Origin of the sequence: Brevundimonas sp. (genome assembly GCF_036405315.1) — a bacterium.
In the GTDB taxonomy this organism is placed as follows: Bacteria; Pseudomonadota; Alphaproteobacteria; order Caulobacterales; family Caulobacteraceae; genus Brevundimonas.
Window position 1 is genome coordinate 1 of sequence record NZ_DASWXW010000059.1, and the last position, 14,590, is coordinate 14,590.

The window sequence follows — 14,590 nt, forward strand, 5'->3', positions numbered from 1 at the left end:
GCCCGGCGCGGCAGCCCCCTGGTCGTCGGCTGGGGCGAGGGCGAGATGTATCTGGGCTCGGACGCCCTGGCCGTCGGTCCCTTCACCCAGAAGATCTCCTACCTTGAGGAAGGCGACTACGTCGCCATGACCCGTTCAGGCGCGCGCATGTTCGACGCCTCGGGCCGTCCGGCCGACCGCCCCGTGGTTCAGGTCTCGGCCTCCTCGGCTATGGTCGAGAAGGGCGCCTATCGCCACTTCATGGAGAAGGAAGTCCACGAGCAGCCCGACAGCGTCCAGCACACCCTGTCGGAATACCTCGACCTGGTGACGGGCACGGCCAAAAAGCAGGCGATCGATTTCGCCGCCGTCGACCGCATCCAGATCATCGCCTGCGGCACCGCCTTCTACGCCGGTCAGATCGGCAAATACGCCTTCGAGAAATATGCCGGCCTGCCCTGCGACGTCGAGATCGCCTCGGAGTTCCGCTACCGCTCCCCGGCCCTGACGCCCGGCACGGTCGCCGTGGCCGTCAGCCAGTCGGGCGAGACCGCCGACACCCTGGCCAGCCTGACCTGGTGCAAGGCGCAGGGGCTGAAGACCGCCGCGATCGTCAACGTCCACACCTCGTCCATGGCGCGCGAGGCCGAGGTCCTGTGGCCGACCCACGCCGGGCCGGAGATCGGCGTCGCCTCGACCAAGGCCTTCACCGCCCAGGTCTCGGCCCTGCTGGCCCTCGCCGTCGCCGCCGGCGTGGCGCGCGGCAAGATCGACGCGACGCGCGAGGCCGAACTGGTCAAGGCCCTGTTCGAAGCCCCGCGCCTGATCGCCGAGGCCCTGCAGATGGACGGCCAGATCCGCGCCATCGCCCACGACCTGGCCAAGGCGACCGACGTCCTGTTCCTGGGCCGGGGCGCCATGTTCCCCCTGGCCATGGAGGGCGCGCTGAAGCTGAAGGAGATCAGCTACATCCACGCCGAAGGCTACGCCGCCGGCGAGTTGAAGCACGGCCCCATCGCCCTGGTGGACGAGAAGACCCCCATCATCGCCCTGGCCCCGCTGGACGAGGTCTATGAGAAGACCGCCTCCAACCTGCAGGAGGTCGCCGCGCGCGGCGGCCCGGTGGTCATGATCGCCCCGGCGGCGGCCCCCGCCCCGCACGGCGCCGGCATCCGCCGCGTCGACGCCCCCGACTGCCACCCGTTGATCGCGCCCCTGGTCTACGCCGTGCCGGTGCAGCTGCTGGCCTATTACACCGCCGTCCAGAAAGGCACGGACGTCGACCAGCCGCGCAACCTGGCCAAGTCGGTGACGGTGGAATAGCCTCTTTCCTCCCTGTCACGCAGCGATGGGGAGGTGGCGCGGACGCGTAGAGGCCGTGACGGAGGGGGCGACTCCACGTCAGCCGGGCGCGCCGCCCCCTCCACCACTTCGTGGTCCCCTTTCCATTGCATGGGGAGGAAAAGAAGCGACCCGCCGTACGCCCTCCCGTTTGGAACCGTCACGTTTTCCGCCTATGAAAGCCGGCTAACGGCTGCTCAGGACGACCGATGACGACTTCCCCCGCCCGCCTTCGCAAGGCGGTCCTTCCCGTGGCCGGCCTCGGCACCCGCGTGTTGCCCGGCACCAAGACCACGCCGAAGGAGCTGCTGAACGTCGTCGACCGGCCGATCCTCTCCTACATCGTCGAAGAGGCGCGCGAGGCGGGGATCGAGCACATCGTCTTCGTCACCGGTCGCGCCAAACAGGCCATCGAGGACTATTTCGACCACCAGATCGAGCTGGAGGCCCAGCTGGCGGCCAAGGGCAAGACCGAGATCCTGGCGGCCATGAACGCCGAACTGGCCACGGCCGGCGAGATGAGCTTCACCCGCCAGATGCAGCCCAAGGGTCTGGGCCACGCCGTCTGGTGCGCCCGCGACATCATCGGCCATGAACCCTTCGCCGTCATCCTGCCTGACGTCATCGTCGATTCTCGGCCCGGCGCCTTGAAGCAACTGGCGGACCTCTACGCCGAGGTCGGCGGCAACGTCATCGGCGTGGAGGCCGTGCCCGAGTCGGAGACCCACAAATACGGCATCGTCGATCCGTCCGACCGTGACGGCCGCCGCCTGGCCATGAAGGGCATGGTCGAAAAGCCGAAACAGGGCACGGCCCCGTCCAACATGTCGATCTCGGGCCGCTACATCCTGCAACCGGAAATCTTCGACCTGCTGGAGACCCAGGAAAGCGGCGCCGGCGGCGAGATCCAGCTGACCGACGCCATGGACCGGCTGATGAAAACCCAGACCTTCACCGCCTATGAGTACGAGGGCGTCACCCACGACTGCGGCGACAAGATCGGCCTGCTGCGCGCCAACGTCGCCCTGGCCCTGAAACGCCCTGATCTGGGCGAGGCGACCCGCGCGGCGATCACCGCCCTGCTCTGAGCCTCAAGAACGTCGACGGCGACGGCCCCGGTCCTTCGCCGAGGCGTCGAACCCCGCGCTCGCCGGGCTCAAGCCGAGTCAGGAACGCGCTTGTGAAGTTCCGACGGCATTCATTCAGAACAAAGACCGCGCTGGTCTGTTGTCAGGCATCAGTCGGTCGCTGGCCTTTTGAGGAGGGACAAGCGCAGCGGAAGGGCGATCAGGAGATCGCAAGATGCAATCGACGATCATAGGAGCAGCCTTGCTGCTCGCCATCGCCACCCCCAGCGGCGCCCAGCCGCAAGCCACACGGCCCGCCAGAGACGCCGAAGTCGTCATCGTTTCCTACGCCGACCTCGACCTGAACCAGCCGACAGGGTCCAGGATTCTGGAGCATCGTCTCAGAGTGGCCGCGCGGCGCACCTGCAGCGACGCCAATCTGGTCATGACCCATTATCTGGTCCGCCACGCGTGCATCAAGGACGCCGTGGCGGACGGTTGGGCTCAGGTCGCCGTCCACCGCTCGGCCCGATCCGCGGAGAACCGCACGATCACGCTGGCGGCCCTGGGCTCGCAGGCCCGGCCCTAGAGGCGGTCGCGCGCTCCCGCAGTCGCGGAGCGCGCGTCTCGCCGCCCATGACGACGCATGCGCGTCATGCTTTCGCCCGCCCTCGCCATCGGCTAGGCAGGAAGGAGACAGAGACGACACAAGGGTCGACCGATGCGCGTGATGATCTTGGGCGGCGACGGCTTCTGCGGCTGGCCCACGGCCCTGCACCTGTCGGCGCGGGGCTGGGACGTGCTGATCGTCGACAACCTGAGCCGCCGTAACATCGATAATGAGCTGGAGATCCAGTCCCTGACCCCCATCCGCACCATGGGCGAGCGCATCAAGGCGTGGCGCGAGGTTTCAGGGCGGACCATCGACTTCGTCAATCTGACGGTCGGCAAGGAGTTCGACCGCCTGGTCGCCCTGATCCGGGACTGGGCGCCCGACAGCGTCGTCCATTTCGCCGAGCAGCGGGCGGCCCCCTATTCGATGAAGTCGGCGCGGCACAAGCTCTACACCGTCGACAACAATCTGAACGCCACCAACCACCTGCTGGCGGCCATCGTCGAGAGCGGGCGGGACGTGCACCTGGCCCACCTGGGGACCATGGGGGTCTATGGCTACACCACGGCGGGCCTGCGCATCCCCGAGGGCTATCTGAAGGTGACGGTCGACACCGACTTCGGCCCCTCCGAACAGGAGATCCTGTTCCCGCCGAACCCCGGCAGCATCTACCACATGACCAAGACCCAGGACGCCCTGCTGTTCCAATTCTACGCCAAGAACGACGGCCTGCGGATCACCGACCTGCACCAGGGCATCGTCTGGGGGGCCCAGACCGAGGAGACCCGTCAGGACGAGCGCCTGATCAACCGCTTCGACTATGACGGCGACTACGGCACGGTGCTCAACCGCTTCCTGATGCAAGGCGCGCTTGGCTATCCGCTGACGGTGCACGGTTCGGGCGGCCAGACGCGGGCCTTCATCCACATCCAGGACACGGTGCGCTGCGTCGAGCTGGCGCTGAACAACCCGCCGAAGTCAGGCGACCGGGTCAAGATCCTCAACCAGATGACCGAGAGCCGCCGCGTCCGCGACCTGGCCCGGATGGTGGCCGACATGACCGGCGCCGAGGTTCATAACGTGCCCAACCCGCGCCTGGAGGCCGACGAGAACGAACTGGTCGTCGCCAACGACCAGTTCCGCGACCTGGGCCTGAAACCCATCACCCTGGCCGAGGGCCTGATGGCCGACGTCACCGACATCGCCCGCCGCTACGCCGACCGCGCCGACCGCGCCAAGATCCCGTGCGTCTCCAGTTGGAACGGCAAGCGCGCCCAAGCGCTGCAGTCACAGGGGGCGGAGGCTCCGCCCGCCGCCAAGACCGCTTGAACGCGCCGCCTGACCGGACCGCCATGACTCAGCCTGCCGCCGCCTCGCCTTCGCTTCTGGTCTTCGGCGGCGGCTACCTGGGGCTTGAGGCGGCGCGCGAGGCCTTGCGTCGAGGCGGCCGCGCCTTCGCCACCTCGCGCGATCCGGCTCGGCGCGCGGAACTGACCGCGGCGGGCGCCGTCGCGGTCGATCCCGCCGACGACCAGGCCTTGCAGGCCGCCGTGGCCGGCGCCTCGGCCATCCTGATCACCGCCGCGCCAGACGGCGCCGGCTGCCCCGGCCTGAAGACCCTGATTCCGGCGTTGACGGCCTCGGGCGCCTATCCGGACTGGATCGGTTACGTCTCCTCGACCGCGGTCTATGGCGACCGGGCGGGCGGCTGGGCCTTCGAGGACGACGAACTGAACGCCGCCAGCCTGGAGGGCGCACGTCGCGTGCGGGCCGAACAGGACTGGCTGGACGCCGGACGCGGCATGGGGCTGACGGTGCAGATCTTCCGCCTGCCCGCCATCTACGGTCCCGGTCGGTCGCCGCTGGACCGCCTGCGCGACGGCACGGCCCGGCTGGTGAAGAAGCCCGGCCAGGTCTTTAACCGCATCCATGTCGAGGACGCCGTGGCCGGCTTCTTCGCCTCCATGGCTCGCCCGCATCCGGGCCGCGCCTACACCCTGGCCGACGATGAACCGGCGCCGGCGGACGTTGTCATGGCGGGAGCCGCTGCGCGCCTGGGCCTGCCCCTGCCGCCCGAGGTGTCGCTGGACGACCCGTCCGTGTCGGACGCCATGCGCCGCTTCTACAACGACAATAAACGCCTCTCGAACGCCCGCGCCAAGGCCGAGCTGGGCTGGCGGCCGAAGTATCGCAACTGGCGCGAGGGGTTGGAGGCGCTCATCCGCCAGGGCGGATGAGCAGCCTTGGTGGGCCGCGGTCAGAAGGCTCCGCCTTCTCGACCCGACGCGGCCTGGCGCTTCGCGCGCCCATCTGCGCTCAAGCAGTCCGCCGCCGCGCGGCGAGCGGTAGCGCCCTTCTTTCTTTAGAAGGGAAGAATATTCCGCTGGCGGCTGTAGCTCATGGTGCCGACATTGGCGCCCAGGCGCAGGCCGACGCCGGTGCGGATGGGGGCCAGGACGATGCCGTCGGCGCGCTGATAGTTCACGCCCAGGCCGGCGACCAAGTAGGCTGAGCCCTCGACGCCGGGATAGCGGCGATAGAGCATGTCAGGGTGATAGAGGCCGTAGACCAGGGTGAAGACCCGGCTGGCGTTGCCGCCCACGTCCCAGCCGATCGAGATGCCCTGCCAGAAGACTTCCTGCGAGGCCGACAGGTCCTTCATGTGCAGGGCGCCGCGGCCATAGCGGACGCCGATGGCGGCGGCGCCAGCGGCTTCCTCGCCGGCGATATAGGCGGTCGGACGGTCGCCCTGTTCGGCGAAGATGCGCTCGATGGCCGAACCCATGGCCTCGGCGGCGATGCCCATCTCACGCGAGCCGGCGGCGACCAATTCCTCGAAGGTATAGGCCTGGGCCGTCTGGTCTGAAGCGATCGGATAGTTGGGGTCGGTCGGCTGGCGCGTGCTCGCGCAAGCGCCGAGGCCCACGGGCAGGGCGCCGGCGGCGGCGAGACCGAGGCTGGTGCGGATCATTTGGCGGCGATGCATGTCAAGGCTCCTGACAGGGGACGGGGCGCCCATCGTCGCGGGCTTGGCCCACCGTCCGTGTCTTTTGCGGCAGCCTTGGGGCTGTAAGGTTAACCGATCCTTGCTGGAGCGTGATCCGTCCGGTTCCAGCCGATCAAGGCTTCGTCAGCAGGGGCGGTTGAGCCCCTGCTGACCAAACAGGCCCCGCACATCAGCTCCGCAGGACCGCGCTGGCCTTGGCCGCGGCGGCGACGATCTTGGCCGTCAGGGCTTCGATCTCGGCTTCGGTCAGGGTGGCGGCGCGCGGCTGGATCTCGACTTCCAGAGCGACCGACTTCTGGCCCTCGGGCACGCCCTGGCCGCGATAGACGTCGAAGACGCGCACCTCGGCGATCAGGGCCTTGTCGGCGCCGGCCACGGCGCGGGTCAGGTCGCCCACGGCCTTGGCCTCGTCCAGCAGGAAGGCGAAGTCGCGGCTCAGCGGCATCAGGTTCGGCAGGTCCGCCGCGCCGCGCGCCTTGCCCGACTTGCCGCGCGGCTCCGGCACGGCGTCGAGGATGATCTCGAAGGCCAGCATGGGAGCGTCGGCGTCCAAGGCCTTGAGCACGCGCGGGTGAAGGGCGCCGAACTCGACGATGACGTTCTTGGGCCCCAGTTGCAGCCGCGCCGAACGGCCGGGGTGCCACCAGTCCTGGTTGAAGCCTTGGGCCAGCTGCAGCGAGGCGACCGGCGCGCCGATCTCCTCCAGCAGGGCGAACAGGTCGGCTTTGAGGTCGAACAGGGCGTCCTCGCCCGCGCCGCCCCAGTGACGGTCGGGGTGGGGCGCGACCAGGCCGGCGATGGCCGTGCGCTGGCCGGTCGGCTGGTCGTTCAGATAGATCGGGCCGATCTCGAACAGGGCCGCGTCGGCGTGGCCGCGCGCGGCGTTGCGCGCCGCCGCCTGGATCAGGTTGGGCAGGATCGACGGCCGCATGCAGTCGAGGTCCGCCGCGATGGGGTTTTCCAGCACCAGCCGCTCATCGCCGCCGCCGAACAGGACGGCCGTCGACTGCTTGGTGAAAGACCAGGTCACGGCCTCGGCGTAGCCCAGAGCCGCCAGGGCGCGACGGGCCGTGCGGACGCGGGCCTGACGCGGGTTCAGCACGCCGCCGGGGGCGCGGGTGACTTTGGGCAGGGGCGTGTGCGGCAGGGCGTGGAAGCCCTCGATGCGCGCCACCTCCTCGACCAGATCGGCCGGCCCCTCGACGTCGCGACGCCACGACGGCGGCACCACGGTCCAGGGCGAACCGCGCATGACGGTGAAGCCTAGGGCGGTCAGAATCTCGAAGATGCGGTCATCGGTCAGGCTCAGACCCGACAGGCGCTTCACATAGGCGGGATCGAAGGCGAAGCCCTCGGGGGCGGCCGGAGCCTGGCCCGCGACCGTGATCTCGGACGGCTCGCCGCCGCACAGGTCGAGGATCAGCTGGGTCGCCAGCTCCAGGCCCGGCACGACCGAGGCCGTGTCCACGCCGCGCGCGAAACGGTACTGAGCGTCCGAGCTGATGCCCAGCGAACGGCCCGTCTGGGCGATGGCCAGGGGGTCGAACCAGGCGCTCTCGACGAAGACGTCGACCGTTTCGTCCGAGCAGCCGGTGCTTTCGCCGCCCATGACGCCGCCCAGACCGATGGGGCGCTCGCCGTCGGCGTCGGCGATGACGCAGTCGGCGGGCGAGACGGCGTAGGTCTTGCCGTCCAGGGCGATCAGGTGCTCGTGTTCGCCCGTGTCCTTGGCGACCAGACCGCCGCGCACGACAATCTGATGGCCCGACAGCTTGGCCAGGTCATAGACGTGAAGCGGCCGAGCGCGGTCGTAGGAGATCAGGTTGGTGATATCGACCAGACGGTTGATCGAGCGCAGGCCGACGGCCGTCAGGCGGTGCTGCAGCCAGTCTGGCGACGGCCCGTTCTGCACGCCGCGGATCACCCGGCCGGCGAAGACCGGGCACAGATCGGCGTTATCGATCCGCACCGAGATCGGCGAGGCGAAGCCGCCCGCGACCGGCGTGATCTCCGGCGTCGTCAGTCGGCCCAGACCCGTGGCGGCCAGGTCGCGGGCGATGCCCGCCACGCCCAGCCAGTCGGGCCGATTCGGCGTCACCTCGAAGTCGATCACCGGCTCGGCGCCGAAGACCCCGGCGGCGGGCTGGCCGACCTGCAGGTCGTCGCTCAGCTCCAGAATGCCGTCGCTGTCGTCGGCCAGCTCCAGCTCTGCGCCCGAGCAGAGCATGCCGTGGGAGACCACGCCGCGCACCGGCTTCTCGACCAGGGTCACGCCCAGGCCGGGCACATAGGCGCCGATGGGGGCGTAGATGGTGGTCAGGCCCGCCCGCGCGTTCGGGGCGCCGCAAACGATCTCCTTGCGGCCGTCCACGGTGTCCACCTGACAGACCTGCAGCCGGTCGGCGTTGGGGTGGCGTTCGGTCGAGACGATCTTGGCCACGGTGAAGGGGGCCAAGGCGGCGATGGGGTCTTGGACCTCCTCGACCTCCAGGCCGGCCATGGTCATGGCGGCGGCGACCTGTTCGACCTCGGCGGTCGTGTCGAGGTGTTCCTTCAGCCAGGAAAGGGTGAACTTCATTGGGCGGCTCCGCCGCCGAGGGCCTGGACCATGTTGTCGAGGAAGCCGGCAGCGCCGGTGAAGCCGACGCCGAGGAAGCGGCAGTTGACGAACTGGCAGTTCTTGAACGGCACGACGCCCACGACCTGCCGCGGCCCGACCGGGGACAGCATCAGATTGCGCGGATCGCCGTTGGAGACACCCATGTCGCAGCCGTCGAACGAGCAGCCCTCGACCGGCAGGATCACGGCGGGGCCTTCGATCAGGCAGCCTTCGAAGCGACGATTCTCGATCATCTGCGAGCCGGCGCGCGCCGTTTCGAGAAACAGCTGCGGCAGCCAGACGTTGACGTTCGTATAGGCGGGGCCTGCGCCGAGCGGCTCAAGCGTGATGGCGGCGGTACTGGTCACGTCGGTCATGCCGGGGTCGCTTCTTTACGGGCGCTGAGAAGATCCTGTTCAATGCCGTCCAGGAGCGCCGGCGAGCCGGTGAAGCCGACCTGGACGAAGCGGCAGCGCACGAAGCGGCAGTTCGCCATGCCGACGGCGCCGGCGATCATGTCGCCGCGCGGATCGAGCAGAAGGGTGCGCGGGTTCTCGGCCACGCCCAGGTTGCAGCTGTCGAAGCTGGTGCCGTTCATCACGGCCATCACCGCCGGACCTTCGATCAGGCATTCGGTGAAGGTCTTGCCGTCGATGACGGTCTGGCCGGCGTTCATATGGTGCACCGACAAGGAGGGCAGCCAGACGGCTTCCTTTTCGAAGGTCGTGCGAGCCACCAATTCGCGGCCGAATTTTTCCTCAGCGGCCATCGGGGTCTGGTCGGTCATGTCAAAACTCTCGGAAATCAGCTGAGGCCGCTGGCCGGGTTGGGCGCGGCGAAGGCGGAGAAGCCATAGTGCGCCAGCCAGCGCGTATCGGCCTCGAACATGGGGCGCAGGTCGGAGACGCCGTACTTCAACATGGCCAGGCGATCGACGCCCATGCCGAAGGCGAAGCCCTGATATTCGTCCGGGTCGATGCCGCAGTTGCGCAGCACATTGGGGTGAACCATGCCGCAACCGAGGATCTCCAGCCAGTCCTCGCCCTCGTTCAGGGTCAGCTTGCCGCCCGAGCGGTCGCAGCGGATGTCCATCTCGGCCGAGGGTTCGGTGAAGGGGAAGTGGTGCGGACGGAAGCGGGCGTTGACGTCGTCCAGCTCGAAGAAGCGGGCGATGAAGGTCTCCAGCGTGGTCTTCAGGTGCCCCATGTGAATGTCGCGATCGATCACCAGACCTTCGATCTGATGGAACATCGGGGTGTGGGTGGCGTCGGAATCCTTACGGAAGGTGCGGCCGGGCGCGATGATGCGGATCGGCGGCTTCTGAGTTTGCATGGTCCGCACCTGCACCGGGCTGGTGTGGGTGCGCAGCACCTTGCGCTCGCCCGTTTCCGGGTCGGGCTTGAGGAAGAAGGTGTCGTGCATTTCCCGCGCCGGATGCTTGGGCGGGAAGTTCAGGGCGGTGAAGTTGTGGAAGTCGTCCTCGATGTCCGGGCCTTCGGCGACAGCGAAGCCCATCTCGGCGAACAGGGCGATCATCTCGTCCATCACCTGCATGGTCGGGTGCACCCCGCCCTTGCGGCGCGGGCGGCTGGGCAGGGTCAGGTCGACCCGCTCGGCCAGCAGGCGGGCGTCCAGGTCGGCGGCCTCCAGCTCGGCCTTCCTGGCGGCGATGGCGGCGGTCACACGGTCGCGCAGGCCGTTGATGATCGGCCCCTGTTCGCGGCGTTCGTCGGGGCTGAGCGCGCCCATGCCCTTGAGCAGGGCCGAGACGGTCCCCGTCTTGCCGAGGGCGGCGACGCGCACCTCCTCGATCGCGGCGACGCTTGGCGCCGCTCCGATGGCGTTGATCAGGTCGAGTTCTAGCTGGGCGAGATCGGTCATGGTCCGCAGCGTCTAGCCCGACACGGCCGTCACGCAAAGCCTTCAGCGTCGATCAGGCCTAGTCCGCGAGAACGAAAGTGACCTTCATGTTGACCCGGTATTCGGCGATCTCGCCGTTGCGGACCACGACCTTCTGGTCCTGGATCCAGGCCCCTTCGACATGACGCAGGGTCTTGTCGGCCCGGGCTATCCCCTGGGCGACGGCGTCGTCGAAGCTGACGGTGGACGATGCGGTGATCTCGGTGACGCGGGCGACGGACATGGGCGAAGCCTCCTGAACCGCCGGCTCGCCTGTCGAACCGGCTGCCGAACCCAACGCCCAATCCGTCGAAAAGTCAGGCTTGACCATGAAAAACGCCCGCCCCGGCAAGCGGAACGGGCGTTGTTTCTCTTTTGGCGCTCTCGTGCGGCTTGCGGAGCCGCGCGACTTGAGCGCGATCGCGAGACTTAGGCGGCCAGAGCGGCGCGGACCTTGTCGGCGATGGCCTTGAAGCTGGCTTCGTCGGCGGCGATCGTCGACAGGACCTTGCGGTCCAGCACGATGCCGGCCTTGTCCAGGCCGTGGATGAATTGCGAGTAGGTGAAGCCTTCGATGCGAGCCGCGGCGTTGATGCGCTGGATCCACAGGGCGCGGAACGAACGCTTCTTGTTGCGGCGGTCGCGGTAGGCGTACTGGCCGGCACGATCAACAGCGGCCTTGGCGGCGCGGATCGTATTCTTGCGGCGACCGTAGAAGCCCTTGGCTTGACCCAGAACCTTCTTGTGTTTGGCGTGGGACGTTACGCCCCGTTTGACGCGAGCCATGTCGCTATCCTTTCAAATTCTTACGTGGAGATCAGATCGAGATGCGCGCGCCGATCAGGCGTACGGCATGTAGGACTTGATCTTCTTGGCGTCGGCGTCGGCCATGACCGAAGTGCCGCGGTTTTGGCGGATGTACTTCGAGTTGTGGCTGATCAGACGGTGGCGCTTGCCGGCGACGCCGGCCTTCACCTTGCCCGTGGCCGTGAATTTGAAGCGCTTTTTGGCGCCAGACTTCGTCTTCAGTTTCGGCATTTTCACTCTCTCTATTTTAGTGGGCTACCGCTCTTCGAGCTACATGAGCCCGTAGTGCGGAGCTGAAACGAACAGCCCAGGCATGCCTGTTAGCCCGGCGGTTCGGTACGCGAAGGCGCGGCTTGTACGGCGCCGCCCTCCCAAAAGCAAGACGCCCGGCCCAGACATCTGTCCGAACCGGGCGTCAAACCGTATCGAGATCGAAGGCTGCTTAGCGCGGCGCCAGGATCATGATCATCTGGCGGCCTTCCATACGCGGAGCGTATTCGACCTTGGCGACCTCGTCGAAGTCGGCCTGGACCTTGTTGAGCAGTTTCATGCCCAGTTCCGGGTGCGCCATTTCACGACCGCGGAAGCGCAGAGTCACCTTGACCTTGTCGCCCTCCTCGAAGAAGCGGTGCATCGACTTGGCCTTCACGTCGTAGTCGTGGGTGTCGATGTTCGGACGGAGCTTGATTTCCTTGAGCTCGACGACCTTCTGACGCTTGCGCGCCTCGGCCTTCTTTTTCTGCTCCTGGAAACGATGCTTGCCGTAATCCAGGATCTTGCAGACCGGCGTCTCGGCGTTGCCGACGATCTGGACCAGATCGAGACCGGCCTCTTCGGCGGCTTCCAGGGCGGCGGACAGCGGCATGACGCCCTGTTTCTCGCCGTTCTGATCGATCAGCAGAACGCGGGTGGCGCGGATTTCCTGGTTGATGGGCGGCCCGTCCTTGACGGGCGGCGCTTGCATGGGACGGCGAATGGGCGTCGTTTCCTTATGTGGTCAGAAGAGCAGGCGATAAATCTCGCAGGGATCAGCGCGCGACAGAGCGGCGCGTTCCCGGCGGCGGGAATATGACGACAGAAGCCCCGTAATTCAAGGCTGGTCGGGGTTTGCGCCGCCGATGTAGGCCTCGTGCAAGGCCAGCACCCCCTCGAAGACGTGATCGACCGTCAGGTCTTCGATCGGCGCGAACTGTCCCCGCGTCTCATTGGAGGCGACGGTGCGGGTCTTCGGACCCCACGGCCCGTAGAGCCACCATTCGGTCGGCCCGAACAGGCCGAGCGTCGGCCGGCCCAGGGCCGCCGAGACATGCATCAGGCCCGAGTCATTGCCCACGAACAGGGCCGCGCGGTCGATGAGGGCGGCGGAACAGAGGATGTCGCCCTTGCCCACGCCGTCGATGGCGCGCATCCCTGCGGCCTCCAGCGCCGGGGTCGCGGGCGGCCGGTCGCCGGGGCCGCCGACAGGCATGAAGCGCCAGCCGTCGAAGCGGGGTTCGGCCTTCAGCTTCTCGACCAGTTGACCCCAACGGTCGGCGGGCCAGGACTTGCCCGGCTGGTGGGCGATGGGCGCCAAGGCGATGATCGGGCCTTCGCCCGGCCCTGCCTGAAGCTGAGGATCGATGACGGCGGCGGCCTCGGCGCGGGCCTGGGCGTCGAGGAAGATCTCCGGATCCAGCGGCGCTGCCGAACCCATCAGGCGCGACACCATCTCGACCTTGCGCAGGCCGGTTTCCCAGCGGCGATTATAGACGATGCGGCGTTTGGCCGGGATCAGCCAGGCCAAGGCCGAACCGCGAATGTCCACGACCAGATCCCACTTCGTGCCGCGCACCTGCTTCCACAGATCGACCCAGTGTCCGGCGGCCTTCTTCTTGTCGAGGATGATGACCCGCTCGACGTTGGGCGCTGAGCGGAAGAAGGGCGCGGGCGGACGGCCGCAGGCCACGGTGATCTGCCCCCCCGGCAGCTGGCGCGCGATCTCGCGGATCACCCCCGAGGAGATGACGCAGTCGCCGATGCGGTTCGAGCTGACGAAGAGGGCTTTGGGTGCGGACAAGCGGGGCTCTCGCGGCCTGTGAAGAAACGCCGTCTCTGCTAAAGCCATTCCGCGCCGAATGACAGTCCGAGGAGTTTCCATGTCCGACATCCAATCGCTGAAACGCCCCGACGGCGAGACCCTGACCTTCAAGGCGGTGCAGGGCGCCGGCCCCACGGTCGTCTGGATCGGCGGCTTCCGTTCGGACATGGAGGGAACCAAGGCCCTCGCCCTTGAGCAGGCGGCGCGCGAGCGCGGCTGGTCTTTCGTCCGCTACGACCATTTCGCCCACGGCCAGTCTTCGGGCGACTGGAGACAGGCCACCATCGGCCGCTGGCGCGAGGACGCCATCGCCCTGATCGACAATCTGGAAGGCCCCGTCATCCCGGTCGGCTCGTCGATGGGCGGCTGGGTGGCCCTGCTGGCCACCCTGGCGCGGCCGGAACGGATCAAGGGCCTGGTGCTGGTCAATCCGGCCCAGGACTTCACCGAAAAGCTGATGTGGCCCGGTCTGGCCGACCACGAGCGTCAGGCCATCCTGCGCGAGGGCGAGACCGTCATCACCGAGGAAGGGCTGGGCTCCTACGTCCTGACCCGTCGCATGTTCGAGGAGGCGCGCGACTGGCTGCTGCTGGACGGGGTGATCGCCATCAGCGCGCCGATCCACGTGCTGCAAGGCCGCGCCGACGACGTGGTGCCGTGGCGCCATCAGGTCGAACTGGTCGAGCGGCTGAGCGGCGGCGACGTATGTCTGGACCTGATCCAAGGCGGCGACCACCGGCTGTCGACGCCGAGCGATCTGGAGCGGCTGGTCGCGGCGGTGGAGGCGATGCGGGGCTGAGCCATTCTTCTTTCCTCCCCATTCCATGGGGAGGTGGTGCGGACGTGAAGCGGACGTGACGGAGGGGGCGACTCGACGGCCGATGTCTGCGCCGCCCCGTCCACCACTGCGTGGCCCCCTCCCCATTGCATGGGGAGGAGAAGCTCAGATCGTCACAGGATGAACCGGCTCAGGTCGATGTTCCTGGCCAGGTCGCCGACCTTCTCACGCACCATCTCGCCGTCGAAGGTCAGGGTCTGGCCCGACAGGTCCGAGGCCTTGAAGCTGGTCTCTTCCAGCACCCGTTCCAACACGGTCTGAAGCCGGCGCGCGCCGATGTTCTCGACGGTCGAGTTGGCGGCCACGGCGGCGTCGGCCATGGCCTCGACCGCGTCGTCGGTGAAGACCAGGGTCACGCCCTCG

The 14,590-nt window shown here is 67.9% G+C and carries 16 protein-coding genes and 1 pseudogene; 6 read left to right on the forward strand and 11 right to left on the reverse strand.

Translation table 11 applies throughout. The features are described from left to right. From glmS to VGE49_RS04110, 5 genes are all read left to right on the forward strand, one after another. A partial coding sequence (gene glmS / locus VGE49_RS04090; RefSeq protein ID WP_331033307.1) for a glutamine--fructose-6-phosphate transaminase (isomerizing) occupies positions 1-1,302 on the forward strand: 1,302 nt, incomplete at its 5' end. A 227-nt stretch (positions 1,303-1,529) separates the two neighbouring features. Beyond that, positions 1,530-2,408, forward strand: coding sequence for a UTP--glucose-1-phosphate uridylyltransferase GalU (gene galU, locus VGE49_RS04095; RefSeq protein WP_331033308.1), 879 nt, complete (start codon positions 1,530-1,532; stop codon positions 2,406-2,408). A gap of 214 nt (positions 2,409-2,622) precedes the next feature. Continuing rightward, complete coding sequence (locus tag VGE49_RS04100) at positions 2,623-2,976, forward strand: UrcA family protein (RefSeq protein ID WP_331033309.1); 354 nt, start codon at positions 2,623-2,625, stop codon at positions 2,974-2,976. 132 nt (positions 2,977-3,108) lie between these two features. Continuing rightward, positions 3,109-4,329, forward strand: coding sequence for an NAD-dependent epimerase/dehydratase family protein (locus VGE49_RS04105; protein WP_331033310.1), 1,221 nt, complete (start codon positions 3,109-3,111; stop codon positions 4,327-4,329). 23 nt (positions 4,330-4,352) lie between these two features. Then, positions 4,353-5,237, forward strand: a complete 885-nt coding sequence (locus tag VGE49_RS04110; protein WP_331033311.1) for an NAD(P)H-binding protein — start codon at positions 4,353-4,355, stop codon at positions 5,235-5,237. Positions 5,238-5,362: 125 nt separating this feature from the next. On the opposite strand, the gene VGE49_RS04115 is transcribed toward VGE49_RS04110, so the two are convergent. The 10 genes from VGE49_RS04115 to VGE49_RS04160 all read right to left on the reverse strand — a co-directional run bounded on the left by VGE49_RS04115 (position 5,363) and on the right by VGE49_RS04160 (position 13,368). Further along, on the reverse strand, positions 5,363-5,986 hold the full coding sequence (locus VGE49_RS04115; protein ID WP_331033312.1) for an EipA family protein: 624 nt from the start codon (positions 5,984-5,986) through the stop codon (positions 5,363-5,365). A gap of 190 nt (positions 5,987-6,176) precedes the next feature. Beyond that, entirely contained in the window at positions 6,177-8,585 is a 2,409-nt protein-coding gene (pheT, locus tag VGE49_RS04120) for a phenylalanine--tRNA ligase subunit beta (protein ID WP_331033313.1), read from the reverse strand. Further along, positions 8,582-8,983, reverse strand: coding sequence for a hypothetical protein (locus VGE49_RS04125; protein WP_331033314.1), 402 nt, complete (start codon positions 8,981-8,983; stop codon positions 8,582-8,584). The genes pheT and VGE49_RS04125 overlap by 4 nt, the downstream gene beginning before the upstream one ends. Next, a complete protein-coding gene (locus VGE49_RS04130) occupies positions 8,980-9,393 on the reverse strand; it encodes a hypothetical protein (protein ID WP_331033315.1) in 414 nt (137 codons plus the stop codon). The genes VGE49_RS04125 and VGE49_RS04130 overlap by 4 nt, the downstream gene beginning before the upstream one ends. Positions 9,394-9,410: 17 nt before the next feature. Next, complete coding sequence (gene pheS, locus VGE49_RS04135; protein WP_331033316.1) at positions 9,411-10,487, reverse strand: phenylalanine--tRNA ligase subunit alpha; 1,077 nt, start codon at positions 10,485-10,487, stop codon at positions 9,411-9,413. A gap of 58 nt (positions 10,488-10,545) precedes the next feature. Then, the gene (locus VGE49_RS04140; RefSeq protein ID WP_292085032.1) at positions 10,546-10,749 is read right to left on the reverse strand and encodes a dodecin family protein; all 204 of its coding nucleotides are present in this window, start codon (positions 10,747-10,749) and stop codon (positions 10,546-10,548) included. 185 nt (positions 10,750-10,934) lie between these two features. Then, entirely contained in the window at positions 10,935-11,291 is a 357-nt protein-coding gene (rplT, locus tag VGE49_RS04145; RefSeq protein WP_331033317.1) for a 50S ribosomal protein L20, read from the reverse strand. Positions 11,292-11,345: 54 nt separating this feature from the next. Further along, positions 11,346-11,543 carry a 50S ribosomal protein L35 gene (rpmI, locus tag VGE49_RS04150; RefSeq protein WP_003166435.1) on the reverse strand — a complete coding sequence of 66 codons (198 nt, stop codon included), beginning with the start codon at positions 11,541-11,543 and terminating at the stop codon, positions 11,346-11,348. Between the two features lie 211 nt (positions 11,544-11,754). Next, positions 11,755-12,276, reverse strand: coding sequence for a translation initiation factor IF-3 (infC, locus tag VGE49_RS04155; RefSeq protein ID WP_331033318.1), 522 nt, complete (start codon positions 12,274-12,276; stop codon positions 11,755-11,757). A 126-nt stretch (positions 12,277-12,402) separates the two neighbouring features. Continuing rightward, on the reverse strand, positions 12,403-13,368 hold the full coding sequence (locus tag VGE49_RS04160; RefSeq protein WP_331033319.1) for a glycosyltransferase family 9 protein: 966 nt from the start codon (positions 13,366-13,368) through the stop codon (positions 12,403-12,405). 79 nt (positions 13,369-13,447) lie between these two features. Here VGE49_RS04160 and VGE49_RS04165 point away from each other — a divergent pair, with 79 nt between their 5' ends. Next, positions 13,448-14,188, forward strand: a complete 741-nt coding sequence (locus VGE49_RS04165; RefSeq protein ID WP_331033320.1) for an alpha/beta fold hydrolase — start codon at positions 13,448-13,450, stop codon at positions 14,186-14,188. A gap of 152 nt (positions 14,189-14,340) precedes the next feature. Here VGE49_RS04165 and VGE49_RS04170 read toward each other — a convergent pair. Continuing rightward, positions 14,341-14,590 (reverse strand): annotated as a pseudogene (locus tag VGE49_RS04170) (HslU--HslV peptidase ATPase subunit); the annotation flags it as partial.

Coding starts and splice junctions, on each gene's coding strand:
- VGE49_RS04130 (WP_331033315.1), bottom strand. CDS start 9,393: ATGACCGACCAGACCCCGATGGCCGCTGAGGAAAAATTCGGCCGCGAA.
- VGE49_RS04140 (WP_292085032.1), bottom strand. CDS start 10,749: ATGTCCGTCGCCCGCGTCACCGAGATCACCGCATCGTCCACCGTCAGC.
- VGE49_RS04115 (WP_331033312.1), bottom strand. CDS start 5,986: ATGCATCGCCGCCAAATGATCCGCACCAGCCTCGGTCTCGCCGCCGCC.
- VGE49_RS04165 (WP_331033320.1), top strand. CDS start 13,448: ATGTCCGACATCCAATCGCTGAAACGCCCCGACGGCGAGACCCTGACC.
- rpmI (WP_003166435.1), bottom strand. CDS start 11,543: ATGCCGAAACTGAAGACGAAGTCTGGCGCCAAAAAGCGCTTCAAATTC.
- VGE49_RS04100 (WP_331033309.1), top strand. CDS start 2,623: ATGCAATCGACGATCATAGGAGCAGCCTTGCTGCTCGCCATCGCCACC.
- VGE49_RS04105 (WP_331033310.1), top strand. CDS start 3,109: ATGCGCGTGATGATCTTGGGCGGCGACGGCTTCTGCGGCTGGCCCACG.
- VGE49_RS04125 (WP_331033314.1), bottom strand. CDS start 8,983: ATGACCGACGTGACCAGTACCGCCGCCATCACGCTTGAGCCGCTCGGC.
- infC (WP_331033318.1), bottom strand. CDS start 12,276: ATGCAAGCGCCGCCCGTCAAGGACGGGCCGCCCATCAACCAGGAAATC.
- pheS (WP_331033316.1), bottom strand. CDS start 10,487: ATGACCGATCTCGCCCAGCTAGAACTCGACCTGATCAACGCCATCGGA.
- VGE49_RS04110 (WP_331033311.1), top strand. CDS start 4,353: ATGACTCAGCCTGCCGCCGCCTCGCCTTCGCTTCTGGTCTTCGGCGGC.
- rplT (WP_331033317.1), bottom strand. CDS start 11,291: ATGGCTCGCGTCAAACGGGGCGTAACGTCCCACGCCAAACACAAGAAG.
- galU (WP_331033308.1), top strand. CDS start 1,530: ATGACGACTTCCCCCGCCCGCCTTCGCAAGGCGGTCCTTCCCGTGGCC.
- pheT (WP_331033313.1), bottom strand. CDS start 8,585: ATGAAGTTCACCCTTTCCTGGCTGAAGGAACACCTCGACACGACCGCC.